Source organism: Nonomuraea sp. NPDC047529, assembly GCF_040642995.1.
Taxonomy (GTDB): Bacteria; Actinomycetota; Actinomycetes; order Streptosporangiales; family Streptosporangiaceae; genus Nonomuraea.
This window is the reverse complement of record NZ_JBEYTJ010000001.1, coordinates 356218-379670: the sequence shown is the minus strand read 5'-3', so window position 1 is coordinate 379670 and position 23453 is coordinate 356218. Positions and strand designations below refer to the sequence as shown.

Sequence of the window (23453 nt, the reverse complement as noted above, 5' to 3'; positions counted from 1 at the left end):
GTGACCATGCCGCCGCCACCTCCGCCGGGGCAGCCTCCATCCGGGCCACCTCCCGCCGGGCAGCCGCCGTACGGGCCACCCCCGCCGGGGCAGCCGCCGTACGGACCGCCTCCGCAGGGTCCGCCGCCGCAGGGGCCTCCGCACGGCCAGCCCGGGCCGCAGCCGCGGCGCCAGCCGGGGCTGACCGTCGCGTTGGCGCTGGCCGGAAGCTTCGCCTACCTGGTGATCAATGTGATGGTCGGGCTGCTCGCGCTGAGCCTGCAGTCCGCGGTGGGAATCGGCGTCGCGGCTGGGTTCCTGGCGCTTCTGGGCCTCGGCCTGGGCATCACGCTGGTCGTCCTGCGCAAGCAGTGGTCGTTCGGGCTGGGGCTCGGGTTGATGATCGGGTGGTCATTGGCGTCGATCGTCTCGGCCGGATACTGCACGGGGCTGAACCCCGGCATGTACGCGTAGGCGAAGCATGACCGATCAGCAGTGCCTCACCGACCAGGGGGCGGCGGGATGACGACACCACCGCCACAAGGCCCGTGGGAGCCGCACCAAGGCTGGCAGCCGCCGCCGCCGCCGCAGCCGCAGCCGCAGCCGCCGCCGCAGCCGCAGCCGCAGCCGCAGCCGCCGCCGCCGCCGCAGCCGCAGCCGCCGCCGCAGCCGCCGTCGCAGCCACCGCGGCCATCGCCGCTGCCGCCGCAGCAGCCCAGCAGCCGCGACTCCGCGATCGTCCTCATCGCGACGCTGGTCGCCGGCATGTTCGCCTACAGCGTCGTCAACGGCATCGTGGGCTTCTTCGTCTTCATCTCCGCCATCGACGGCACGAACAAGGCGGGCGTGATCGTCGGCGCGGTGCTGCTGGCCGTCGTCGGCCTGGGCGGCGGTCTGGGGTTCGGCCTGGTCCGCAAGCCGTGGTCGCGGGGGCTCGGGCTGGGGCTCGCGATCGGCTGGGCGCTGTGGTCGATGCTGACGGCCGGCATCTGCACCGGCCTCAACCCGAGCCTGTACGGCTGAAGCATGCCGTATCACGAGATATTCGTCGGCCTGGGCGTCCTCGTGGCCGCGGTGGTCTTCGTCCGCGAGGCGAGGGCCAGGGGCGCGCTCAACGAGCAGTCACTCGTCGCCGTCACCGGAGCCCTGGTCGGCGGCGCCATCGGCATGCGCCTGGCGGGCTGGCTGGAGACGTTCGACCTCGCCGACCTCTGGCTGTACGGCTCCCGCAGCATCCTCGGCGGCCTGACCGGCGCGTACGTCGGCGTGCTGGTCGCGAAGAAGGTCATCGGCTACCGGGAGCGCACCGGCGACCTGTTCGCCCCGGCGGTGGCGCTCGGCATGGCGATCGGCCGCATCGGCTGTCACCTGACCGAGGCCCCCGGCAGGCCCACGGACCTGCCCTGGGGGGTGCACGCGCCGCCGTCCACACCGGAATGTCCGGGTTGCCTGACCGGCCAGGCCATGCACCCGTCGTTCGTGTACGAGATCGTCTTCCAGCTCGCCGCGTTCGTCGCGCTGCGGTGGGCGCGCAAGCGGCTGACCCAGCCGGGCGAGCTGTTCACGCTCTACCTCGCCGGATATGCGGTCTTCCGGTTCCTGGTCGAGTTCACCAGGGCGAACGAGACGCTGTGGCTCGGCCTGACCGGACCGCAGTGCTTCCTGATCCCGGGCCTGACGCTGCTCACGCTCAGGCTCGTGTATGGCTGGCGTCGAGGCCATTACGATGCCCTTTTCAAGCGGAAGGTCATGACATGAGCGCAGGGATGGGGCTACGGGGCGACCGCATCCTCCGGTACGTCAACGCGTTCTGCCCGAAATGCCACGGCCAGGACCTCGACCAGGTCCAACGGCTGAGCGGCTACCTGGCCGAACGCGACGGCAAGGTGTGGCTGGAACGCGGCTGCCGCGAACACGGCCTGATCCGCACGTTGTACGACGAGGACCCGGAGATCCTCTCCTACCTGGAGGAGTGGACCGCTCCCACCAAGCAGCACATCCCTGACGTGTCCGGAAACTTCGCCCCGATCCCCGGCGCGTACCTCAACGGCCTGCCCGAGATGCAGACCCAGCACACCTGCATCCTGCTGGAGGACATCGCCGAGGCGTGCAACCTGCGCTGCCCCACCTGCTTCGCCGACAGCTCGCCCGACCTGACCGGCGTCGTCCCGGTCGCGGACGTGCTGGCGAATGTGGACCAGCGGCTGGCCAGGGAGAACGGCAAGCTCGACGTCCTGATGCTGAGCGGCGGGGAGCCCACGCTCCACCCCGAGCTGAAGACCCTCCTCGCCGAGCTGGCGCTCCGGCCGGTCACCCGCATCCTGATCAACACCAACGGCGTGCTCATCGCCAGGGACGACGCGCTGCTCGACCTGCTCACCGAGCACCGGGACCGGGTGGAGGTCTACCTCCAGTACGACGGCTCGTCGGCCGAGGCGTCCAAGCACCATCGCGGCGGCGACCTGCGCCGGATCAAGGCGGAGGCCGTACGGCGGCTGTCGGAGCGGGAGATCTTCACGACCCTGGTCATGACCGCGGCCCTGGGCGTCAACGACGGGGAGATCGGCGACGTCGTACGCCTCGCGCTGGACACCCCCTTCGTCGGCGGCGTGTCGCTGCAACCCCAGTTCGGGTCGGGCAGGTCGGGCGTCATCGACCCGTCCGACCGGCTCACCCACACCGGCGTGCTCAAGCGGCTCGGCCCGCAGACCGACGGCCTGGTGACCTGGCGCGACCTGACCGCCCTGCCCTGCTCGCACCCCCACTGCTGCTCGGTGGGCTATCTGATCCGCGACGACTCGCAGCAGTGGCGCTCGCTGGTCGCCCTGATGGGCCACGACCGCCTCAAGCAGAACCTGGGCCTGGTCTCCAACCGCATCGCCGACACCGAGCTGCCGCGCGAGCTGCGGCTGGCCGTTCAGGAGTCGCTGCTCGGGCTGCTGTCGGAGCAGTCGTCGCTGTCCCACCCGCAGATCGGCGACCTGTGGCGGGACATCTGCGAGAACTGCGACCTGGGCGTCGCCACGCTGCTCACCCTCGCCTCCTCGGCGTTGCCCGGACGGCGCAGGAAGCTGCGCAGGATGCTGGGCGAGCGGGTGGTGCGGATCACGATCAAGCCGTTCATGGACATCTCGACCATGATCGAGGAGCGGCTCACGCAATGCTGCGTGCATGTGGGCACCCGGGCCGAGCAGGACCAGTGCGCGCCGTTCTGCGCCGTGCAGGCGTGGCCGCAGCTCTCACGGCAGCGGCTGTCCGCGGTGGCCTCGAAGCCGGGGCTGGTGATCCTGTGAAGGCCCAGCCGTACGATCCGCTTCGATTGTGCGTGTACGCCACCGTGGCGCTGCTGGCCTGGCTGCTCGGGCCGTGGGCGGTGCTCGGGTTCGCGGCGCTGGGGTTCGCGGGGTACTGGAAGGCGCGGCGGGCCGGGCTGACCCGGAGCAAATGCCTGCTCAGGGACACCCGGCTCGTACTGGCCTATCTCGGGTTGATCGGGCTTGCCGCGGTGGTCGGGATCGTCCTGTCGCTGCGGTGATCAGGGCGCGGGGACGTACAGGCTGAGCGACTCGGCGATGCAGGCGGGCCGGCGCTCGCCCTCGATCTCGATCGTCATCTTCAGGTTGGCCAGGTAGCCGGCCGGCGTGCCCTTGACGTCGGTGAGCTCGCCCACGGCCCTGACCCGCGCGCCCACGGGCACCGGCCTGGGGAAGCGCACCTTGTTCAGCCCGTAGTTGACGCCCATCGCGATGCCCTCGACGCGCACCATCTCGAACATGAACGTCGGCAGCAGCGACAGGGTCAGGTAGCCGTGGGCGATCGTGCCGCCGAAGGGCCCCTCCTTGGCGCGCTCCACGTCCACGTGGATCCACTGGTGGTCGTCGGTGGCGTCGGCGAAGAGGTTGACCTGCTCCTGGGTGACGGTGCGCCACTCGGTCGGGCCGAACGTCTCGCCCACGGCCGCCTTGAGTTCCTGTACGTTCGCGAAGGTCCGCATGGTCACGAACGCTATTGCGCGGGCGGGACGGCTGCCAAGTTGAGCACACGGTACTCGTCGCCCCGCTCGCTCCAGTACATGGTCGTGCTGGGCTCGGCGGACATGAAGTTCCCCCACCAGATGCCGGGCCGGTCGAACGTGGCCAGCAGCACCAGGACCACCCGCTGCCTGCGTGGCAGCGTCGCCAGCTCCCGCCACAGCTCGCCGGAGGAGTGGCTGTCGGTGTAGGCCCCCTCGGGCACCTCGTCCGTGAGCTGCTCCCTGCGCCGCCCGCGCCACCAGCTCACGTGCTGGCGGGTCATGATCGTGCGTATGTAGGACTCCGGGTTGTCCTTGTTGCGCACCTTGCGCCAGGTGCCGCCGAGCTTGAGCAGCGCCTCCTGGACGAGGTCGGCGGCGTCGTCGGGGTTTTCGGTGAGGACGTATCCGTACCGGAGCAGGGCGGCGCCACGCGCTTGCACGAACTCCTCGAACTCCGCAACACCCAGACGCACGGGCGTCCCGGACTGTTGCAAAGATCTTTTACTCGAAACCATCGCATGCATGTTCGAGTCCGCGCTACAGTTCTGGGTATCGAAATCGAACAAGGGTTCGGCCTGGTGAGAGGGGGTGTGTCCGATGACGATGCTCGCCACAGCTCCTGCTCGGACACGCCGTAGCACTTTCTTCCCAAATCTAAGACGGCCGCTATATCCGGCAATAAAGTCCGAGAGCGTGGACCCTGTGCGCAATCCCTACGCCCCCGGCGCCGGGCAGCGTCCGCCGGAGCTGGCCGGGCGCGACCGTGAGCTGCAGCAGTTCGAGGTGGTGCTGGAGCGGGTGGCCCGAGGGCGCCCCGAGCGCAGCATGGTCGTCACCGGCCTGCGCGGCGTCGGCAAGACCGTCCTGCTCAACACCTTCAAGTCCATGGCCATGCAGCGGCTGTGGGGCACGGGCAAGATCGAGGCCCGGCCCGACCAGTCGATCAGGCGTCCTGTGGCGGCCGCCCTGCACATGGCCATCCGCGAGCTGGCCCCGCGCCACCGCGCGCCCGAGCGCATCGAGGAGTTCCTCGGGGTGCTGAAGGCGTTCGCGATGCGCGACCCGTCCGCGGCCAAGGGCACCTCCCACTGGTCGCCCGGCATCGAGGTGCCCGCCAGCCGCGGGCGCGCCGACTCGGGCGACCTGGAGATCGACCTCACCGAGCTGTTCGTCGACGCCGCCGGCGTGGCGACCGACCTCGGCGTGGGCATCGCGCTGTTCATCGACGAGATGCAGGACGTGCAGCCCGCCGACGTGTCCGCGCTCTGCGCCGCCTGCCACGAGCTGTCCCAGTCGGGCGGGCCGCTGATCGTGGTGGGCGCGGGGCTGCCGCACCTGCCGAGCGTGCTGTCGGCCAGCAAGAGCTATTCCGAACGGCTCTTCCGCTACGCGCGCATCGACAAGCTCGACCGCGAGGCGGCCGACATGGCGCTGATCCTCCCCGCGCGGGAGGAGATGGTGGAGTTCACCCAGGAAGCCCTCGACGCGCTCTACGAGGCCGCCGACGGCTATCCCTATTTCGTCCAGGCGTACGGCAAGGTCGCCTGGGACCTCGCGCTCCGCAGCCCGATCACCCTCGACGACGTCAAGGTCTCCGCGCCCGAGGCCGAGGAGGAGCTCGCCGTGGGCTTCTTCGGCAGCCGCTACGAGCGGGCCACCCCGGCCGAGCGCGACTACATGCACGCCATGGCGCAGATCGGCGACGAGCCGGTCGCCACCGCCGACGTGGCCGACGCCCTCGGGCGGAAGCCGTCCAGCCTCTCGCCGGCTCGTGACAGCCTCATCAAGAAAGGGCTCATCTACAGCGCCGAGCGCGGTCTGATCGCGTTCACGGTGCCGCACTTCGGAAGGTTCCTGCGGTCTCAACCTGTTTGAGCGCCGCCCCTAGACCTCTATTGGGCTGTCTAGTGGGGAAGCTAGACAGCCCAATAGAGTCATATCGCCGTGCCTGGATACGAAAATCTAGGGCTCTCTAGCGTCATGCCGATACTGGCGTATATTCCGGCAGAGAGTCGCTGTCGTCGTTGCTGACCACCGCCACGCGCACCGCCGGACGCCGTCCGCTCAGGTGGACCGCGAAGACCACGTCGTCCTGGTCGCGGCCGGTGAAGACGAAGAAGCGCCAGCACAACTCACGCCAGCTGTCGTACGGCTCCGGCGAGGTCAGTGCCTCCTGGTGCGCCCGCCACGGGCCGCTCGACCTCAGCCTGGAGAGCATCACCTGCTCGGCGGGGCCGGGGCGCTGCTCGCAGGGGGCGCGGTACCGTACGCGATCGACCAGCTCCTCGATCTCGGGGGAGAGCAGCGCGATCACCGCCACCCCCGCGGCCGTGAGCCAGGTCGGATGGACCGTCGCCGCCCAGCCCGACGCCGGGGCGGCCACCGACAACACGGACATCCCGGTCAGGACGACCGTCCGGCCGATCGAACGTATGCCGACCGGCGCCGAGCTGACCTCGCCGAAGCAGCCGCAGCCCGCGTCAGGACGCCGCCTGCGCAGCTCGACCAGCACGTACGTGCACATGGCGAAGAAGCCGACCGTCCCCCACCTGAAGATCGGCGCGGTGGCGAACAGCAGCCCCCCGGCCAGCACCAGCTCGACGACCGCGCAGACCAGCAGCGAGGGCGCCTGCATGCGGCCGGGCATGAGCACGGCCGGGCCCAGCCTGGACAGGGTGCCCGGCTCTCCGCCCCGGTACACCGTGACCACCTTGGCGCCGGCGCCCATCACCAGCAGCACGATCAGGATCGGCATCTGCGAATCGAGCACGCCCGTCACCCCAATCCGATCTGAGCGTTGAAGCAGCCTTTGATCAATTCGCCGCCCAGCTCGACGAACGAGGCGGGTGACAGCTCGGCGACGCGGCCGCGCGGCGAGGTGTCGCACTCGACGCAACGGTCGCAGAACCGCCCGGCCAGGCAGCCGCAGGCGACCACCGGCAGGTTGGCCGCGCGGTCGGCGCACGTGTTCCTGACCTGCAACAGCGAACCGATGGCGAGGTAGGGCAGGCCGGCGCAGGAGAGCCCGGCGTCGGGGCAGCCGGTGTCCACGCCCTCCAGCATCGGGTACGCCGCGCCGCGCTCCTCCTCGTCGAACGTGTCGGACCAGGTGGCGGTGCCGGAGATGCGCGCCTGCGCCCCGGCGTACGCGGGCGCCGGGGCCGGCACGATGCCCGACCGGTGGGCGGGCTGCGAGGTCGCCGGCAGCAGTGCCAGGGCGGAGCCGCCGCGCCTGATCCCGATCGCGTCGAACAGGTAGCCCGGCTCGAACTTCGGATGCCGCACCTGCAGCCGTCCGGTGGCCGGGTAGGGGATGACGATCGTCCGGGGGCCCCGGTGGGGGCCGCAGTCGAGCTCGACCGTCAGCTCCTTGCGCCCCTCGACCGACAGGATCGTGCCGGTGAGGCGGGTGGTGTCGGCCCAGATCCGCTCGACGACGCGGCCGTCGCGCAGTGTGCGCATGAGCACCATGGAGCCCACCGGGAGGTCGGCGGGCGCCATCTCCGCGCCGTGCCAGGCCGTGGCCCAGGGGGCGATCACGAGCCGCTCCTCGACGCCTTCGGGGGTCTCGATGACGATGAGATGCGGGCTGACGTCAAGGATCTCGCCGGCGACGGCGCGTAAAGGTTCGCCGTCGGCCAGGTCGGGGCCCGCGATGCCCGGGGTGCGGCCCAGCGCGGCGGCCGCGAGCCGCCTGCGACGTTCGACGTTCGGATAGCCCATCCGCCCTCCCTCGTCAGGTACTAGGTTCACATGACTCCGGAGCGGCTCGTGCCGTGGCGAACAGAGGGGAGCAAAATACGCATCCCCGGGGAAGGTAGTTGACACCCGCCTTCGAACAATCTGCCACCGACCTTGACTGACCTTTGTCTTCGTCGGGCCGAAACCTGAATTGTGGTTCAGTCGCAAAAGGGCATCAGGCTGCGATTCTGGCCACGATGCAGACCACCGGGTGGGAAGAGGAGTTCCGCGAGTACGTCACGGCTCGCGGTCCCGCGCTGCTGCGCGCCGCCCGTCAGCTCACCGGGCATCCGCTGGACGCGGAGGACCTGCTGCAGAGCGCGCTGGCCAAGACGTACCTGGCGTGGGGGAACATCGAGGACCGCAAGGCGCTGGACGGGTACGTCCGCCGGGCCATGGTCAACATCAACATCTCGCAGTGGCGGCGGCGCAAGCTGGAGGAGTACCCGTCGGACGACCTGCCCGAGGTGGCCGCGGCGGAGCCGCCGGCCTGCGGGGAGGTGCACGAGCTGCTGGAACAGGCGTTGGAGGGGCTGCCCGAACGTATGCGGGCTGCGATCGTGCTGCGTTACTACGAGGACATGACCGAACCGGAGATCGCCAGGACGCTCGGGATCAGCGTCGGCACGGTCAAGAGCACGGTGTCACGGGCGATGGCCAAGCTCAGGAGCGCCTTGGGGATCTCCTCGGAGCCGGGCGGCTCGGGGGTTCCGGGGGCGTCCTCGTCATCGGCCTTGTAGTCGGCGTTACGGCTCAGTTGAGCGAGTGGGTGGTCTCCTCCGCGCCGGCCGTCGCGCAGGGGCGCACGACGTCTCTGATCTTGCGGAGTGTCTGCAGGAACGCGTCGAGTTCGGCCTCGCTCAGGAGGCCGGTGAAGCTGTCCTTGATGTCCTCAAGGTGCTGGGGCAGGACGCTCGCCAGTCGCTCGCGTCCCGCGTCCGTGAGCGCGGCGTAAGAGGCTCTGCGGTCGGTGGCGCACGCCTGCCTGGTCACCAGGCCCTCACGTTCGAGCCGGTCGACGACCCTGGTCACGCCGCTCGTGGACAGGCCCGTCTGGGCGGCCAGGTCGGTCATCCGCAGCGCCTGCCGCGGTGATCGTGCCAGGCGGATGACCGTCTCGAAGTCGATGCCCGACAACCCCGCCCTGCTGAAGACGGGTTGCATCCGGGCTGCCAGACCTGCGTGAACCTCGGCGAGCAGGCCCATCGCCGTCAGCCTGGGGTCATCGATGTGCTTCACGTCCATACCTTAACCGACGTTAGTTGACTTGCGGAATATTCCTCGTGTAGACATTTGTTGCCGCAGACATCCGCACAGCAACCTTCCCGAGGAGAACCCGATGAGCACCCGCACCTGGGAGTCCCTGACCATTCCCGCCGCCGGCACGTACAACCTCGACGTGGCCCACACCCGCATCGGCTTCGTGGTCAAGCACATGATGGTGAGCAAGGTACGCGGCCGCTTCGGTGACTTCACCGGCTCCGTCACGATCGCGGAGAACCCGCTGGAGTCCACGGCCGAGCTGACGATCAAGACCGCCAGCATCGACACCGGCGTCGGCGACCGCGACGGCCACCTGCGCAGCGACGACTTCCTCGCCACGGACAAGTTCCCCGAGATCACCTTCCGGAGCACCCGCGTGGTCGGCCACTCGGGCGACGAGTTCACCGTCGTCGGCGACCTGACGATCCGCGACGTCACCAAGCAGGTCGAGCTCACCGTCGAGTACGGCGGCGCAGGCACCAACCCGTGGGGCGCCGCGGTGTGGGGCTTCTCCATCAACACCGAGTTCGACCGCGAGGAGTTCGGCCTGACCTGGAACCAGACCCTGGAGGCCGGCGGTGTGCTCGTGGGCAAGAAGGTCAAGATCGAGATCGAGGGCGAGGCGAACCCCGCCTGAGCTGGGTTGTCCACAACCTGGAAGCCCGCCCTGGCATGGGGCGGGCTTCATCCACAGGCGGTTACCCACAGGCTGTTGATAACTCTTGGCGAAGGCACGACACGCAACCGCTTTGCCGCCTCGCCAGAAGGCCGGTACGCTGTGCTGAGCCGCGATGGCTTCCAGGAGGATTCGCCTAGTCAGGTCTATGGCGCCGCACTGCTAATGCGGTTTGGTGGCAACACCATCCGGGGTTCAAATCCCCGATCCTCCGCAGCTGAAAGGCCCTTCCCCGATCTTCGGGGGAGGGCCTTTCGAACTTTCCGGGCGTCTTGGTTGCAGTTCTGGTTGCAACGGGCACCTTCAACCGTCCGCTGCGACCCCGGGCGCCGCGCGCCGACCTTTCGGTCTTTCAACTCAGGATGATGGGGTTGGTGAGCGCCGCCATGTGTTCGTCGGGATGACGCACCTCTATGCGGACGAAAGCTGATTCCTCCGCGTTGGTCTGCCACTCCAGGACGCCTGATCCATTGCCCGGCAATGCTGCGCGGTGCACCGTCCCTCGATCGGTGTGAAAGCTGACGGTGCCGGACGGCACACCACGGACGTCCACCCGGACCACAGCAGGTCCGCCGTGGGTATCCAGCCGCCCCCCGATGCCGGCACTGCCATCACCAGCAGAGACCTGGAGCGAGAGCTCAACCGTGGCCGATTCGGCGATCCAGCTCCGGCCGGCACGGATGCCGGCGAGGACTGCGTCAGCACTCAATTCCTCGGCCAGCACGACGGTGTGCGGTCTGCCGATCTGGCCCTCCAGATGGGCATCGCTGTTGCCCATCGCCGGTCGCCACCGTCCACGGCGGATGTCGACGGCCAGGCCGCGACCCCATTCGGCCAGTGCTGCCGCATTGTCCGCCTGCCACGGCTCATCGGAGACCCACAGCCCGTTCCACACCTCCACCACGTCGAACCCCTCGAACGGGTACATGAAGACACCAGAGGGGTACGGCGCGTGCGGGTGGGCCGCCACGCACAGCCCACCGGCCTCATGTACCTGATCCAGCTGCTTGCCGATCACGTCGTCGCGGACGCCGTACCGCCAGTCGACCACCTGCCCCGGATCGATGCCGAGCGCCAGCCAGTGCCCGGTTCGGCTGGTGGCTTCCTGGCCGATGATCACCAGTAGGTCGTCGCCGACGAGCGAGCCCCAGGCGCCATGCGCAGTTGCGGTGTTGTGCTCGGTGGTCGCGATGAAGTCCAGCCCCGCCGCACGAGCACCGGCCGCAAGCTGCTCCGGCGTCAGCTCTCCGCCATTCGAGAGAACCGAGTGCACATGGCAGTCACCTCGATACCAGCCACGCCCCCGACCGGCTACCCGCCTCGGCGGGAACTGCGACCCCGACATCCCATAGTCCGAGACCATCCCGGCAGCGTACTCACTCCACAGGAGATATCCACAAGCTCCAGGTGGTGGTTCAACGGCCGCCTGGAGCGAATTCGTGGCCCGGACCAGTCGGTTCGACCATCAGCACCACCCGGCCGGCCTCGACATCGAAGCCGAGATCCGGATGACCGGGAGAACCTTCCGCAGTCATCAGCACAGACTTCCCGAGACGCTGTCCGATCAGGCGGAGGACAGCCACCAGGACATCCAACCGCTCCTGCCCCTGCAATTCTCTGAGGTCGACGTCGAAGTCAATGTACTGTGCCTGACCTGTTGTGGGATGACGTGAAGGACCTCTTCGACCCCGACATCAACGGAACGTTGCCCGACGTGGTCGTAGAAGGAAACCCCCTGCTCGGAATCATCCCCGGCTTGGCGCCCATGGGCAGGGTTGAGCTCGTGGGCATGGCCGTGCTGTGCCGGCCAGCTCAAGGAGTGAAGGTTGTCGGGACAGCTCTAGTTCACGGAGCTTTCGAGATGGGCGAGCGCGCTGTCCAACAGCGCCAGGGCGTCCAATTCCGGGTCCTTGGCCCAGTCCAGCCAGACCGACAGCAGGATGCCGAACACCGCGCCTGCGACGGCCCGCACCCGGTCGTCGCGTTGCGGACGGCCCAGCCTGGCTGCGACCAGTTCGGTGAGCGTCTGCTTGGTCTGGGTGATGTTGGCGAGACTGGCCGCCCACAGCGAGGGGACGCTGAGCACCAGAGCCTGGCGCTCCTGCTTCGCGGCGACCTCCACGTCGGTCAGGTCGGTGAACACGGCCCGGAAGGCGTTGCGCAGCGCCGGCACCGGACCGAGTTCCGGCGGCTGGGCCGCGCACGCCTCGGCGATGAGGGTGTCGTAGTCATCGAGGGTGACCAACGCTTCCTTGGTCGGGAAGTAGCGGAACACCGTCCGGTGCGAGACGTCGGCTGCTTGGGCGATCTGCTCGACGCTGGTGGCGTCGTAACCCTGCTCGCGGAACAGGCGCAGCGCATGTCGCTGGATGGCGGCGCGAGTGCCGGCCTTCTTGCGCTCCCGCAGTCCGGGCTGCTGGGAATCTGACATCATGCGAAATCCTTCAGCGGGACGACCGTCCGATACTTTCCGCCGGGGGATTGCTGCGGCGGCTCCTCAGCGCGTTCCAGGATGACATGGTCCAGCTTGTGGTCGGTGAGCAGGCCGCCGATCCCGTCGAGCACCGCCCTCCACACCGCTTCCGGATCCGCCCCGGGCGAGGGCAGCATCCGTATGCGCAGGTTCGCCGGGCTGGTTTGGACGATCTGGTAGAGCTGGACTCCAGGCGTGCGGTCCACCAGGGTGTTGAGCATCAGCGGCGCGATGACGACCTCGCCCCGTCCGGTGGTGAACGTGAGCAGGTTGGCCACGCGTCCCTGTACCCGTATGGCCGGCAGGGGGTTGCCGCACGGACACGGGTCAGGCCGTTGCAGGACGCTGTCGCCGAGGTCGTAGCGCAGGATCGGCTGTACTCGGTTGGCCAGATCGGTCACCAGAACGGTGTGGGACGGCCTGCCCGGCGGGGTCGGGGAGTGGTCGGCTTCGACCGGTTCGACCAGGGCCCAGTCACTGTTGACGTGATACCACCCGTACGCGCAGCCCTCGGTGAGGAAGGGACACTCGCTGGCGCCGTAGGTGTCGCGGACCTTGGCTTCGAAGGCGCGGGCCATCCGCGCGTAGTCACCGCTGGTCAGCGTCTCGCCGGCGGGTTCAACCACCACCGGCGCGATGTGCAGCCGTCCCGACTCCTGCTCGGCGGCGAGCATGTTGAGGACGCTGCCGTAGCCGAGCAGCAGTGCGGGGCGGAACCGGTTGAGCGCCTCGACCAGTTCACCGAGAGGGGTGTGCACGGAGAAGAGACGGACGGCCTTGCGCTGTAGCCGATGTGCGCGCATGCGGGCGGCGCCGGCCGAGACCAGGAAATGGCCGTTCGTCGCGGCCACGATGGCCATCCGTCCGCCGCCGGCCACGATCCGGGTGAGGTCGGCGAGGCCCAGCCAGGACCCCATCATCCGGATGCTGAGGGCGTAGTTGACGGCGATGTCGCGATCGTCCTTGACGAAGATCGCGGGGTTTCCTGTGGTGCCCGAGGTGGTGACCAGCAGGTATCGGTCGAGGAACCGTCCACCGACCAGTTGCGGATCCGCGGCGAAGGCGCGCGCCCGTGCCAGCGTCACCTCGCGGTCGGTGGCCCAATCGTCGTAGTGCGCCATCAGCGCCTTCTTGTCGGTGACGGGCAGCGATGCGGAGTCGTCGATGTCGGGAGGCAGGCCGCTGTAGAGATCGCGGTAGTAGGGCGAGTTGGTGCGGGCGTACCCGACGATCTCGGCGAGCCGCCGTCGCTGGACTGCTGCCCACTCGTGGCGCCTTCTGGTGCGGTGTGCGTCTCGCAGCAGCCGTGGAATGTTGTCCTTCATGCCGAATATTGTGTCACATGGATGTCAAATGTTAGTCGAATGACAGATTTGATGGCGCGGGAGACTGTGCTTCGAGCCCGGTGGCACTGTTGAAGGGGGCAGACCCGTTCCAGGGAGACCGTGTCCTGAGCGGCGGTGCCCCGCGTTGCCAAGGCGGCTTGGCGGCAACCAGCCGGGGTTCAGATCCTCCGCAGGTGAAAGGCCCTCTCGCCGCGTCCGGCGGAGGGCCTTTCGAGTTTCCGGCGTCCGGGTTGCAATGGCTACGTCAGCGAAGCCCTCGATCCGCCCGTGATCAGAACTGGGCGTTGGTCATCGTGTACCACGTCGGGGCGAACGTCAGCAGGGCGAGTGCGACCAGGACCGCGATCGCGGTGAGTACGCGTGGGGTGGTGAGGGCCGCGGAGGAGACGGGCCGCAGCTTCCATCGTCCGGCCGTGATGAACGCCGCGACGCCGCCCAGCAGGAGATTGGCGGGCACCAGTTCGTATTCGCCGCGGATGATGTGGAAACCGGCCGCGAGGATCATCGTCAGCGTCAGGCCGGCGGCGGCGAGAGGCGTCAGCATCGGCTTGACCTTCGTCATCGCCGGCAGGATCAGGCCGACGCCGCCGAGCACCTCGACGATCCCGATGAAGACGATCAGGGACTGAGGCACCGCCGCGTACCAGGCCACGGCCCGGGGGGCTGCTGCGAACAGGACGTCGTCGTACATCAGCACCTTGCCGAAGCCGCTGCCGGCGAAGAAGAAGCCCCACAACGCTTGGAGTGCCCAGAGTGCGCCGTTGAGGGTGAATCGCGTTCCGCGCGCCTTGGGCTGCTGCTCGATGTCCTTGACGCTGAGGACGTTCTCGCTGACGTGGTGGCTCATGTCCTGTCACTGCCTTTCCTGATCGCATTCACGGGGAACTCGCCGGCTCTTCGTGCCTTCGTCAGCACGTGGCATCGGTACGTGGTGACGGGCTCATCCGAGCACGGGAGCGAGGTCGCGCGCATCGTCCGTGGGACAGGGTGGGACACGTGAGACGCGGCCTGCCTGCGGAAACGCGAGTTTCACCGCGACCGCGGAGCGGGACGGTTCCTGCGCGTCAGGCGCTTTACTGCTGGATGTGCTGGTGACCTGCCCCAGGGAGCGGTTGTGCTTCGTCTTGCGGAAGGCTCGCAAATGATCACGGGTGGGTACACTCTCGCCGCATGCGGCTGAAGGTGATCTTGACGCTGTTCGCTCTCTACGCTGTGACGGCGGTGCCCGTGAGCATGCCGGGCGAATGGCGAGTGATCGTGCAACCGGCGGCAGGTGACGCTGCGGAGGTGTACTACAAACTCAGGTCGTCAATGCCTCGGTGGTACGTGAGCCTCGGGCCGTTCAGTCAGGCCATCCAAATCGCTGAGCGGCGGGCCGAGACCCATCCGCACGATCTGGCCCCGCCCTACCTCCTGTACGCGCCGTATCGGCTCGTCGCCCCCTACGTCACCCCCCGAGGGCAGGAGCTGGCTTCCTTGCCCATCTCAGGAGTGGACCGGTCATACGGGAGACCGGACCCGTACCGGATCGTGCCGCAGGTTCGGCCGGTGAGGAACAGTAGAGCGGCGCTGACCGCCTTGACGGAGGACGGGGAACAAGGCCGGCCGATCGACGAACCCGAGGTCTTGGCGATGTTCATCGAACCAGAGCTCAATCGGATCGTCGTCGAGACGAACACGTTCAGGCAGGATTTACGCCGCAGGCTGGCCAGGCGTTATGGCGCTCTCGTCACCATCGACTGGGATCCCTTGAGGCGACCCATGCAGTTGCTCTGAGCGGCAGCGGGCACTTGAGGCGCGCCGCCGTGGCTTTCGCGCAGGTTCTTACGTGGCAGACCTGATCGGAATGTTCTGGCCTGGCTGGGGAGGAGCTTGTGAGTCGACCCCAGCCCGAGGCCGCTGGTGCGGGTGTCAGTCCTGGAGGACGGACAGGATGTTGCCCGAGGGGTCGGTGAACCAGGCGATCAGGGGGCCGCCGCCGCGGAAGATGCCCTTCTCGTCGGTCTTCAGGTGGTCGTAGCGCTGGAACCGCACGCCTCGGGACGTGAGGTCGTCGACGGCCTGTTCGATGTTCTCGACGGGAAAGTTGAGAATGGTGAAGGTCGCCGGGACGTGGTCGGGTTTGGGGTAGATCAGGATGTCGGTGCCGCCGGTGATGTGCAGGGTGAGCAGGCCGTTCGACTCCGAGACCTCCAGCCCCAGGGTGTCGCCGTAGAACGCCTTCGCGGCGGCCAGGTCGTTGACGGAGAATCCGCTGAACGCCTTCGTCTTGCCGAACATCGTCACATCGCCTTCCGGTGGTCTTCGCTGAGCTGGATGATCTGGACGTAGTTGCCGTCGGGGTCGATCGCCGTGGCGAACAGGCTGCCGTCGCGGTCTTCGAGCTCGGCCAGCCATGACACGCCCGCCTCCTCCATCCGGGCGGCGATCGCGCGCGCGTCGGGGACGTCGAAGTTGAGTATCACCCGTCCGGGCTCGGGATTCTTGTCCGCCACGTCGGCCCGGGTGTCGATGATGAGGTGGAAGTCGCCGAACTTCAGCACGCCGTAATGGGTGACGTCGGTGTCGGACTCGGGGTCGAGGGCCGTGGCGTACCAGGCGCGTAGTCGGGCCGGGTCGGTGCTGGCCAGGAGCAGGCTGTTCAGGTTGGGGCGCGTCATCGCTGCCTCCTTGCGGTCGGGTACGGCGGAAGGGATCCGCTTCCGGGAGGGCAGACTCGACCGGGGAGGAAAACTCATCGGTGCCGGGCGCTCGGCTTCGCGGGAGGTGCCGTGTGTTCGGGGTCGCACGAGTGCCGCGTGTGCGCGGGCGCGGGGGGAGGTCAGGCGGTGCGGAGGGTCAGGCCGTACGCGCTGAGGATCTCGTTGACGGGCTGGAAGTACGTCGTGCCGCCGGTGCTGCAGTTGCCGGAGCCGCCCGACGTCACGCCCTGGGCCTGGCCGCCCGAGATGAACGGTCCGCCTGAGTCGCCCGGTTCGGCGCACACGTTGGTGCGGGTCAGGCCGTAGACGGTGCCCTGGGCGTACGTGATGGTAGCGTTGTGCTGCTGGACGGTGCCGCAGTGCCAGCCGGTGGTCGGGCCGGCACGGCACACGGACGCGCCCACCGTCGCCGGGAGCGAGCCGCGTACGGTCACCAGCGAGCCGCCGGGACCACGGACGTACGGCTGCGCGGTGTGCCCGGGGGTGGCGACCCACGCGTAGTCGTTGACCGGGAAGGACGAGCCCTGGAAGGTGCCGGGCGGGGACGTCACCAGGTCGCCGGTGTGGCCGCAGTGGCCCGCGGTGACGAAGCCGGGGACGCTGCCCTTGGTGACCGAGAAGCCGATCGTGCAGCGCGTCGAGCCGACGTAGAAGGGGTCGCCGCCGATGATGTCGCCGTACGTGCGGGGGAGCTCGGCGGCCGGCGACACCGCGACGGCCGTGCTGCGGGCCGCCGCCACCAGGGCCGCCGCGACCTGGCCCCCGGCGGCCGACGACGCCTCGGTGGGCGAGGGTTCCGGCCGGGGGACCTGGAGGACGACGCGGTTGGCGCGGACGTCGGCGTACCAGAGGGCGGGGCCGGCCTGGAGGCGGCGGGCGGCCTGGTCCAGGCGTTGGACGACGGCGTCCAGCTCCGACAGCGAGTGCCGCACGACGACAGGGCGCGCCCCCCGGGCCGAGATCGCGGCGGTCCGGGCGGGGTCGGTGGTGGCGACGACGAGGGCGGAGGCGTCTTCGGTCAGCCATGACCCGGCGTAGGAGTCGCCCAGCGAGGCGGTCAGTTCGGCCTCCAGGGCGGCGGCATGTCGTTCGCTCGCCAGCCGGGCGACCACCTGGGACTCCGAGAGGCCGAGGTCGCGCGAGAGCGCCTCGATCACGGGGTCGGGCGTCGGGGGGCCCGGGTTGGCCAGGCAGGCGGCCACGATGGTGGCGCCCGCCACTGCACAGCGAAACATGCCGCCGCTCCTCGATGGGGGGTTCTGTCACGGTAACCGCTGACAGACAAATGAGGAGATACCAAATGTTTCCTATTAAGGCGATATGCCCGACCTTCCGACCAGAGGCCACAAATGGAGATTTTTCATCCTAAGTTGTAACCGGTGGTATGTCGGTATCGTATTGGGCCTGGAGGTGTTCCCTATGGGTAATGGTGTTCGTCATTTCGCCGGGGCCGCGGTCGGAGTGGCCGCGATCCCGTTGATCACGGCCGGTCTTCTGTACGGACCCCGCGCGACCACGTCCGGCTTCGACTGGACGGTCGAGTGGACGGCGGCCGCGGCGTTGGCCGGAACCGCGCTCCTCGTCGGCGTCCTGGCCGGTTCCCGGATTTCTCCGGTCGCCTCACTGCTGCCCGGTCTGGCTTTCACGGCCCTGGCCGTGGCGTCGCTCGTACGGGCCGCCACGGGAGGCGACCGCAGAATGGGATTCGATCTGGTGCCCGCCGATTATCTGGACGCGTACGCGGCATTGCTGAATACCTGGTCTTTGGTGATCGGCGGCATTCTGCTGGCCGCCTCCGTGTTCCCGTCCCGCTGGCGGGCGCGCCGGGGCGGGGCGGGGGCTCCCGAGAAGGAGGGGGAGGAGCCGCCGCCGCTGCCCAAGCGCGTCCCGTTCGCGTCGAAGAGGATCACATCGGCGCGACCCGCTCCCGGGCCAGCCACAGGGCGATGACCACGTACGGCAGGACCAGGAGGGCGAACGTGGTCCCGTGGGAGAGGAACGGCGAGCCCGCGCCGTAGGCGGTGTAGACGGCCAGGGTGACCACGTTCGTGCCGAGCCCGGCCACCGACGTCACGGTGGCCCGCTGGTCGCCCGAGACGCGTTCCTGCAGTCGTGCGTCGGCCACCACGCCGGCCATCTGGAACGCCCCGAAGGAGACGGCGACCAGCGTGAACCCGGCCGGATGCGGGATCAGCGCGCCCACCGCCATGGCCGCGGCCGCCAGCGCCAGGACCAGCGCGAACTGCCGCCCGGTCAGGCGCTGGGCGGGCCCCGCCAGCAGGCCGCCCGCCGCGGCCCCGACCCAGACGGCCAGGACGAGGAGGGGCACGGCCGTCCTGGGCGCGCCGGTCTCGGCGGCCAGGAAGGGGACGTACTCCTCCAGCGCACCCCAGATCGCCGTGACGACGGAGATCAGGACGATCGCTTCGAGCACGTTCCGATCGGTACGGGCCTCCGCGACACCGGCCCGCAGAACCGCGAGATACCGCCCACCCGAATCCCCGGACAGACCGGACGAACCCGCTACCGCCCGACGACGTTCAGGCAGCGTCAACGCCGTACCGGCACACAAGAGACAGGCCACCACACTGGCCACCCCCACCGCCGGATAGCCGCCGACCGCGAAGACGGGCGTGGCAAGGGCGATCGCCGACGCCGCGGCGACGATGCCGAGCGAATGGGCCCTGCCCATGATCGCGGCGTACCGCGCCTGGAGGCCCCGGCGTTCGAGCTCCTCGTACGCGAGCGCCTCGAAGGCGCCCGAGACGAGCGCGCCCTCGGCCCCCCACAGCACGAAGCCCAGCGCGAAGGCCCAGTAGGACGGGAAGAGCACCCACAACGCGAAGCCGGCGCCGGCCAGCAGCGGGCCCAGGAACAGCAGCAGGCGGCGGGACATCGTGTCGGCCCAGGCGCCGGAGGGGATCTCCAGCACCATGCCGGTCACGGACCAGATGACGAACAGCGAGGACGTCTCGGCCACCGAGAGCCCGGAATCGGTGAACAACAGCGTGTACACCGGGTAGAGCAGGACGAACTCGCCGAGGAACGTGTAGACGTAAAGCTTGGGGACGAACATGCGACCCTCTCGGAAGAGGCGGACAGGGACTCCGTCTGGTGCTCGGCACCTCGGAGGCCCGCGCGCGCTTCTTCCGCGTCGGCCGCTGGTGGTTCATCAATGTCGCCAGTGCATGCCCGGGAGTCTAACCCCCGGCCCGCCTCCGGCGCTCGCCCGTATTCGCTAGGCGGACCTGGCCGGCTCCTCGGGCAGCGGGATCCACTTGTGCGCCCAGGTGACCAGCTCGTCGAGCACCGGGCGCAGCTCCTGGCCCATCTCCGTGAGGTGGTACTCGACCCGCACCGGCGACGTGGGCAGCACGCGCCGCTCGACGAGCCCGGCGGACTCCAGCTCGCGCAGCCGGCGGGCCAGCATCGTGTCGTTGATGCCGGGGATGGCCGCCTTGAGGTCGGCGTAGCGGTGGGCGCCCTTGAAGATCATGTGGATCACGGCTCCCGACCAGCGGGCGCCGATCAGTTCGAGTGCGACGTGGAACCGGACGCAGACGGAATGGGGGCTCACGGGGACGATCCTAGCATTTGCTAAGAAATGTTTAGCTACTCAATAATGTTGAGGTATCAACCACCTGAGGGAGGACCCCATGGACAAGCCAGTCCTGCAGATCATCGTCGCCAGCACCCGTCCCGGCCGCGCCGGACGCGAGGTCGCCGAGTGGTTCAGGAGCCGTGCCGTCGCCTCCGGCCACTTCGACGTCGAGCTGGTCGACCTGGCCGAGGTGGGCCTGCCGTTCCTCGACGAGCCGAACCACCCCAAGCTCAGGCAGTACGTGAACGCCCACACCAAGGAGTGGAGCGCCACCGTGGACCGGGGCGACGCCTTCGTGTTCGTGACCCCCGAGTACAACCACAGCTTCACGGCCGTGCTGAAGAACGCCTTGGACTACCTGCACCACGAGTGGCAGCACAAGGCGGCGGGGTTCGTCAGCTACGGCGGGATCTCCGGCGGCACCCGGGCGGTGAACGGCCTGCGGCAGGTCGTCAGCACGCTGAAGATGATCCCGGTGGTCGAGGCCGTCAACATCCCCTTCTACCAGCAGTTCATCGCCGAGGACGGCACCGTGGCGCCCAACGACGTGATGACCGCCGCCGCCGACGCCATGCTGGCCGAGCTGGCCAAGCTCACCGGCGCGCTGCGTCCCATGCGGCTGGCCTCCGCCTGAGCTACGCTGCCGGTCGTGACGCTGGCAGTCGATGTGGTGGTCCGTTACCGCAAGGCGGTGACGTACGGCGTGCACGCGGTGCTCGCCGCCCTGGAGACCTCGGGCGTGCAGCACCGGCAACTGCTGGGCGTCACCCCGGAGGAGACGGCGGCCCACATCGCGGCGAGCCGGGCCGACCGGGTGCTCGTGCTCTGGTCGTTCTACTCGCCCGACGCCGAGGCCATGGCCGCCGAGCTGGCCACCGTCCGGTCGCTCAGCGACGGCCGGGGGCTGCACATCGCCGGCGGGGTGCACGCCACAGCCGAGCCGCAGCAGGTCATCGACGCCGGCTGGGACCTGGCCGCGATCGGCGAGGGCGAGTCCACGATCATCGCCCTGGTCGAGGCGCTGCGGCGGGACGAGCCGCTGACGACCGTGCCCGGCCTCGCGGTCAAGGACGGCGACGGCGTCGCCCTCAGGACGCGTCCGGCCCCGCAACTGCCGCTCGACGCGTTCCCGTCGTTCCTGGGGCGCAAGGGGCCGATCGAGATCACGCGGGGGTGCCGGTACACGTGCCGGTTCTGCCAGACGCCGTTCATGTTCGGCGGCCAGTTCCGCCACAGGTCGGTGGCGAGCGTGCGCGCGCACGTCAAGGGCATGGTGGAGCAGGGGCTGCGTGACGTGCGGTTCATCACGCCGACCTCGCTCTCCTACGGCTCGCCGGGCCCCGACCCGGATCTCGGCGCGGTGGAGGAGCTGCTGGCGGGGGTCAGGGAGGAGCTGCCGCCGCACGGCCGGGTGTTCTTCGGCAGCTTCCCGTCCGAGGTGCGGCCCGAGCACGTCACGCCCGAGGCCATGCGGCTGCTCAAGCGGTACGTGGCCAACGACAACCTGATCATCGGCGCCCAGTCGGGGTCCGACCGGGTGCTGGCCGCCTCGGGCCGGGGGCACGACACCTCGCCCGTGCGCGACGCCGTCAGGATCGCCGTCGAGCACGGCTTCAGGCCGAACGTCGACTTCATCTTCGGCATGCCGGGGGAGTCGGAGGAGGACCAGCGCCAGTCGCTCGTGCTGGCCGGGGATCTGGCCGAGCTGGGCGCCCGCATCCACACGCACACGTTCATGCCGCTGCCCGGCACGCCGTGGCGGGACGCCGAGCCGGCGTTCATCCCGCTCACGACCATGCGCGAGCTCGACAGGCTGGCCCAGCGCGGCGACGCGTACGGCCACTGGCGGCGCCAGGCCGAGCACTCGGCCCGGCTGGCCGAGACGGCCAAGGCATACCCGCGCCGCACCCGCCGCCGCAGAACAGACTGACGACCGGCGCCCAGGCCACAGGACGCCTCCACCCGGCCCGTGACAGCCCGGCCCCGGCCACAGGACGGCTCACCCGGCCCGGCCGTGCCGGCGGGCCCGGTCAGTCGTCGTCGCCGAGCCGGTCGAGGGCGCGGTTGATGGAGTCGCCGAGCGGCCGCAGCACTTCGGAGAGCGCCTCGGCGAGCGGGGTCAGGATCTCCGTCACCTCGCCGAGCAGGTCGGGCGACTTGTGCTCGGGCGGCGCCCAGCGCATGGCGTCCGCGCTCAGCGTCTCCCATTCGTCCACGACACCGTCGATGGCGTCGAGGACGTGATCCGGATCGTTTGGCATGACCCTCTCCGGAACAAATCGATCGGATACCTGCCACGGTACGTCAGGCCGGGATCGACACCCCTACCCCGCCCCGGGTCTGAGCGCCGTACCGCTCCTTGTCGGCGGCCAGGTCGAGCGGGCGGATGGCGGACCGGGCGGCCAGCGTCTCGTCCGTGATGAGCGAGGCGGGCACCAGCCAGGAGACCTCGAACTCCAGCCCGTCGGGGTCCTTGGCGTACAGCGCCTTGGTGGTCCCGTGGTCGGAGGCGCCGACGAGGGAGTTCAGCTCGCTCAGCGTGACCGCGATGCGCTCCAGCTCGTCGAGCGTGTCGACCTCCCACGCCAGGTGGTAGAGCCCGACGGCGGTGCGGCCGGCGGTCGAGGGGCCGGCCGCCTCGCCGATCTCGAAGAGCCCGAGGTCGTGATCGTTGCTGGAGCCGGGGGCCTGGAGGAACGCGGCGCCGCGCATGCCCATGACCACCTCGAACCCGAGCGCCTCCCGGTAGAAGGCCACGCTGCGCTCCACGTCACGGACGTAGAGGACCGCGTGGTTGAGCCTGTGGACCGGCATGGTCGTCCCCTTTCACCTGTTTCTCCCGGTCAGAGTATATGAGAGTTCAACTAAAATGAGAGGGTGACCCGATGGCTGGATCCGGACGAGCAGCAGACCTGGCGCCACTTCCTGGCCGCCGGCCAGCTCATCAACGAGGCGCTGGACCGGCAGCTCCAGCGCGAGGCGGGCATGCCGCACACCTACTACATGATCCTGGTGGCGCTGTCGGAGGCGCCGAAGCGGGCGATGCGCATGAGTGAGCTGGCCGCCAGGGCCCAGAGCTCCCAGAGCCGCCTCTCGCACGCCGTGGCCCGCCTGGAGGAGCGCGGGTGGGTGCGCCGTGAGCGCTGCCCGGCCGACGGCAGGGGCAACGTCGCCGTCCTGACGGACGAGGGATTCGCCACGCTGGCCGCCGCCGCGCCCGGCCACGTCGAGGAGGTGCGCCGGAGCCTGTTCGACGTCCTCAGCCCCGAGCAGGTGCGAGAACTCGGCGCGATCTGCTCGGCCGTACGGGACACGCTGGAGCGGTAGCGAGCGAACTGTCGTGGCCAGGCCGTAGCCTCTCCCGGTAGCCGACGAGGCCCGAACGAGGGGATTGCCGATGCACGACACCGAAGAGGCGCTGTTCCGGACGGTCCACGGCATCGCCGGGCTGATGGCGGGTCAGCCCGTGCCCGTCGTCATGGAGGCGTTGCTGCGCCACCTGCCCAAGGCTCCAGGTCTCGAGGTGGCGGAGATCCGCAAGATCGCCGAGGAGATCAGCGTCGGCCGCGACCCCTCGGGGCTGTGAATCGCCCCAAATTGCTCCTTAATGTCACTCCCGGACGCGGATACCATCTCAACCATCTCGCCCTGGAGCAG

At 69.2% G+C, this 23453-nt stretch carries 31 protein-coding genes and 1 tRNA gene; 16 read left to right on the top strand and 16 right to left on the bottom strand.

Features of this window, described 5'->3' with window-relative positions; translation table 11 throughout:
• Genes ABZ815_RS01960 through ABZ815_RS01940 form a run of 5 tightly spaced genes read left to right on the top strand, consistent with a single transcriptional unit; the run spans position 1 to position 3514 of the window.
• The gene (locus tag ABZ815_RS01960; protein WP_357692933.1) at positions 1-453 is read left to right on the top strand and encodes a hypothetical protein; all 453 of its coding nucleotides are present in this window, start codon (positions 1-3) and stop codon (positions 451-453) included.
• 48 nt (positions 454-501) lie between these two features.
• Entirely contained in the window at positions 502-1002 is a 501-nt protein-coding gene (locus ABZ815_RS01955) for a hypothetical protein (protein WP_357692931.1), read from the top strand.
• Between the two features lie 3 nt (positions 1003-1005).
• The gene (locus ABZ815_RS01950) at positions 1006-1737 is read left to right on the top strand and encodes a prolipoprotein diacylglyceryl transferase family protein (RefSeq protein ID WP_357692929.1); all 732 of its coding nucleotides are present in this window, start codon (positions 1006-1008) and stop codon (positions 1735-1737) included.
• A complete protein-coding gene (locus tag ABZ815_RS01945; protein WP_357692927.1) occupies positions 1734-3272 on the top strand; it encodes a radical SAM protein in 1539 nt (512 codons plus the stop codon). Before ABZ815_RS01950 ends, ABZ815_RS01945 begins: the two co-directional genes overlap by 4 nt.
• A 32-nt stretch (positions 3273-3304) precedes the next feature.
• The gene (locus ABZ815_RS01940) at positions 3305-3514 is read left to right on the top strand and encodes a hypothetical protein (protein WP_352365768.1); all 210 of its coding nucleotides are present in this window, start codon (positions 3305-3307) and stop codon (positions 3512-3514) included.
• On the opposite strand, the gene ABZ815_RS01935 is transcribed toward ABZ815_RS01940, so the two are convergent.
• Positions 3515-3973, bottom strand: coding sequence for a MaoC family dehydratase (locus ABZ815_RS01935; RefSeq protein ID WP_357692925.1), 459 nt, complete (start codon positions 3971-3973; stop codon positions 3515-3517). It abuts the gene before it with no gap.
• Positions 3974-3984: 11 nt separating this feature from the next.
• A complete protein-coding gene (locus tag ABZ815_RS01930; protein ID WP_357692923.1) occupies positions 3985-4434 on the bottom strand; it encodes a sigma factor in 450 nt (149 codons plus the stop codon).
• Positions 4435-4687: 253 nt separating this feature from the next.
• Here ABZ815_RS01930 and ABZ815_RS01925 point away from each other — a divergent pair, with 253 nt between their 5' ends.
• Entirely contained in the window at positions 4688-5869 is a 1182-nt protein-coding gene (locus ABZ815_RS01925; protein ID WP_357692921.1) for an ATP-binding protein, read from the top strand.
• A gap of 103 nt (positions 5870-5972) precedes the next feature.
• Here ABZ815_RS01925 and ABZ815_RS01920 read toward each other — a convergent pair whose 3' ends face one another.
• Both ABZ815_RS01920 and ABZ815_RS01915 read right to left on the bottom strand, forming a co-directional pair.
• Positions 5973-6764 carry a MauE/DoxX family redox-associated membrane protein gene (locus ABZ815_RS01920; protein WP_357692919.1) on the bottom strand — a complete coding sequence of 264 codons (792 nt, stop codon included), beginning with the start codon at positions 6762-6764 and terminating at the stop codon, positions 5973-5975.
• 5 nt (positions 6765-6769) lie between these two features.
• Positions 6770-7717 carry a hypothetical protein gene (locus tag ABZ815_RS01915; protein ID WP_357692917.1) on the bottom strand — a complete coding sequence of 316 codons (948 nt, stop codon included), beginning with the start codon at positions 7715-7717 and terminating at the stop codon, positions 6770-6772.
• Between the two features lie 215 nt (positions 7718-7932).
• Here ABZ815_RS01915 and ABZ815_RS01910 point away from each other — a divergent pair, with 215 nt between their 5' ends.
• Positions 7933-8475 carry a SigE family RNA polymerase sigma factor gene (locus ABZ815_RS01910; protein ID WP_357692915.1) on the top strand — a complete coding sequence of 181 codons (543 nt, stop codon included), beginning with the start codon at positions 7933-7935 and terminating at the stop codon, positions 8473-8475.
• A gap of 13 nt (positions 8476-8488) precedes the next feature.
• On the opposite strand, the gene ABZ815_RS01905 is transcribed toward ABZ815_RS01910, so the two are convergent.
• Entirely contained in the window at positions 8489-8980 is a 492-nt protein-coding gene (locus ABZ815_RS01905) for a MarR family transcriptional regulator (RefSeq protein WP_357692913.1), read from the bottom strand.
• Positions 8981-9074: 94 nt separating this feature from the next.
• On the opposite strand from ABZ815_RS01905, the gene ABZ815_RS01900 reads away from it, so the two are divergent.
• On the top strand, positions 9075-9635 hold the full coding sequence (locus tag ABZ815_RS01900; RefSeq protein WP_357692911.1) for a YceI family protein: 561 nt from the start codon (positions 9075-9077) through the stop codon (positions 9633-9635).
• Between the two features lie 164 nt (positions 9636-9799).
• Positions 9800-9888, top strand: a tRNA-Ser gene (locus ABZ815_RS01895).
• 138 nt (positions 9889-10026) lie between these two features.
• On the opposite strand, the gene ABZ815_RS01890 is transcribed toward ABZ815_RS01895, so the two are convergent.
• The gene (locus ABZ815_RS01890; RefSeq protein ID WP_357693541.1) at positions 10027-11019 is read right to left on the bottom strand and encodes a CehA/McbA family metallohydrolase; all 993 of its coding nucleotides are present in this window, start codon (positions 11017-11019) and stop codon (positions 10027-10029) included.
• A gap of 94 nt (positions 11020-11113) precedes the next feature.
• Here ABZ815_RS01890 and ABZ815_RS01885 point away from each other — a divergent pair, with 94 nt between their 5' ends.
• Complete coding sequence (locus ABZ815_RS01885; RefSeq protein ID WP_357692909.1) at positions 11114-11347, top strand: hypothetical protein; 234 nt, start codon at positions 11114-11116, stop codon at positions 11345-11347.
• 167 nt (positions 11348-11514) lie between these two features.
• Here the strand turns inward: ABZ815_RS01885 and ABZ815_RS01880 are convergent, their stop codons facing one another.
• From ABZ815_RS01880 to ABZ815_RS01870, 3 genes are all read right to left on the bottom strand, one after another.
• The gene (locus ABZ815_RS01880) at positions 11515-12108 is read right to left on the bottom strand and encodes a TetR family transcriptional regulator (protein ID WP_357692907.1); all 594 of its coding nucleotides are present in this window, start codon (positions 12106-12108) and stop codon (positions 11515-11517) included.
• Positions 12105-13472, bottom strand: coding sequence for a hypothetical protein (locus tag ABZ815_RS01875; RefSeq protein ID WP_357692905.1), 1368 nt, complete (start codon positions 13470-13472; stop codon positions 12105-12107). The genes ABZ815_RS01880 and ABZ815_RS01875 overlap by 4 nt, the downstream gene beginning before the upstream one ends.
• 292 nt (positions 13473-13764) lie before the next feature.
• On the bottom strand, positions 13765-14340 hold the full coding sequence (locus ABZ815_RS01870; RefSeq protein WP_357692903.1) for a DoxX family protein: 576 nt from the start codon (positions 14338-14340) through the stop codon (positions 13765-13767).
• 323 nt (positions 14341-14663) lie between these two features.
• Between ABZ815_RS01870 and ABZ815_RS01865 the strand changes: the two genes are divergently transcribed.
• On the top strand, positions 14664-15269 hold the full coding sequence (locus ABZ815_RS01865) for a hypothetical protein (RefSeq protein ID WP_357692901.1): 606 nt from the start codon (positions 14664-14666) through the stop codon (positions 15267-15269).
• Positions 15270-15404: 135 nt separating this feature from the next.
• Here ABZ815_RS01865 and ABZ815_RS01860 read toward each other — a convergent pair whose 3' ends face one another.
• From ABZ815_RS01860 to ABZ815_RS01850, 3 genes are all read right to left on the bottom strand, one after another.
• The gene (locus tag ABZ815_RS01860) at positions 15405-15773 is read right to left on the bottom strand and encodes a VOC family protein (RefSeq protein ID WP_357692899.1); all 369 of its coding nucleotides are present in this window, start codon (positions 15771-15773) and stop codon (positions 15405-15407) included.
• Between the two features lie 2 nt (positions 15774-15775).
• Entirely contained in the window at positions 15776-16153 is a 378-nt protein-coding gene (locus tag ABZ815_RS01855) for a VOC family protein (RefSeq protein WP_357692897.1), read from the bottom strand.
• Between the two features lie 161 nt (positions 16154-16314).
• Positions 16315-17430 (bottom strand): S1 family peptidase, encoded by a 1116-nt coding sequence (locus ABZ815_RS01850; RefSeq protein ID WP_357692895.1) that lies wholly within the window; start codon positions 17428-17430, stop codon positions 16315-16317.
• A gap of 85 nt (positions 17431-17515) precedes the next feature.
• On the opposite strand from ABZ815_RS01850, the gene ABZ815_RS01845 reads away from it, so the two are divergent.
• Positions 17516-18145 (top strand): hypothetical protein, encoded by a 630-nt coding sequence (locus ABZ815_RS01845; protein ID WP_357692893.1) that lies wholly within the window; start codon positions 17516-17518, stop codon positions 18143-18145.
• On the opposite strand, the gene ABZ815_RS01840 is transcribed toward ABZ815_RS01845, so the two are convergent.
• Together ABZ815_RS01840 and ABZ815_RS01835 are read right to left on the bottom strand one after the other, a co-directional pair.
• Positions 18102-19271: an MFS transporter gene (locus ABZ815_RS01840; RefSeq protein ID WP_357692891.1), complete on the bottom strand. Its 1170-nt coding sequence runs from the start codon at positions 19269-19271 to the stop codon at positions 18102-18104. The genes ABZ815_RS01845 and ABZ815_RS01840 overlap by 44 nt on opposite strands.
• Before the next feature lie 162 nt (positions 19272-19433).
• The gene (locus tag ABZ815_RS01835; RefSeq protein WP_357692889.1) at positions 19434-19772 is read right to left on the bottom strand and encodes a helix-turn-helix domain-containing protein; all 339 of its coding nucleotides are present in this window, start codon (positions 19770-19772) and stop codon (positions 19434-19436) included.
• Positions 19773-19851: 79 nt separating this feature from the next.
• Between ABZ815_RS01835 and ABZ815_RS01830 the strand changes: the two genes are divergently transcribed.
• Positions 19852-20430 carry an NAD(P)H-dependent oxidoreductase gene (locus ABZ815_RS01830; RefSeq protein ID WP_357692887.1) on the top strand — a complete coding sequence of 193 codons (579 nt, stop codon included), beginning with the start codon at positions 19852-19854 and terminating at the stop codon, positions 20428-20430.
• Positions 20431-20445: 15 nt separating this feature from the next.
• The gene (locus ABZ815_RS01825; protein ID WP_357692885.1) at positions 20446-21726 is read left to right on the top strand and encodes a TIGR04013 family B12-binding domain/radical SAM domain-containing protein; all 1281 of its coding nucleotides are present in this window, start codon (positions 20446-20448) and stop codon (positions 21724-21726) included.
• Positions 21727-21826: 100 nt separating this feature from the next.
• Here ABZ815_RS01825 and ABZ815_RS01820 read toward each other — a convergent pair whose 3' ends face one another.
• Positions 21827-22057 (bottom strand): hypothetical protein, encoded by a 231-nt coding sequence (locus tag ABZ815_RS01820; protein ID WP_357692883.1) that lies wholly within the window; start codon positions 22055-22057, stop codon positions 21827-21829.
• A 43-nt stretch (positions 22058-22100) separates the two neighbouring features.
• Positions 22101-22610 (bottom strand): VOC family protein, encoded by a 510-nt coding sequence (locus ABZ815_RS01815; protein WP_357692881.1) that lies wholly within the window; start codon positions 22608-22610, stop codon positions 22101-22103.
• A gap of 63 nt (positions 22611-22673) precedes the next feature.
• On the opposite strand from ABZ815_RS01815, the gene ABZ815_RS01810 reads away from it, so the two are divergent.
• A complete protein-coding gene (locus ABZ815_RS01810) occupies positions 22674-23123 on the top strand; it encodes a MarR family transcriptional regulator (protein WP_357692879.1) in 450 nt (149 codons plus the stop codon).
• A gap of 70 nt (positions 23124-23193) precedes the next feature.
• Complete coding sequence (locus ABZ815_RS01805; RefSeq protein WP_357692877.1) at positions 23194-23382, top strand: hypothetical protein; 189 nt, start codon at positions 23194-23196, stop codon at positions 23380-23382.
• Positions 23383-23453: the final 71 nt, after the last annotated feature.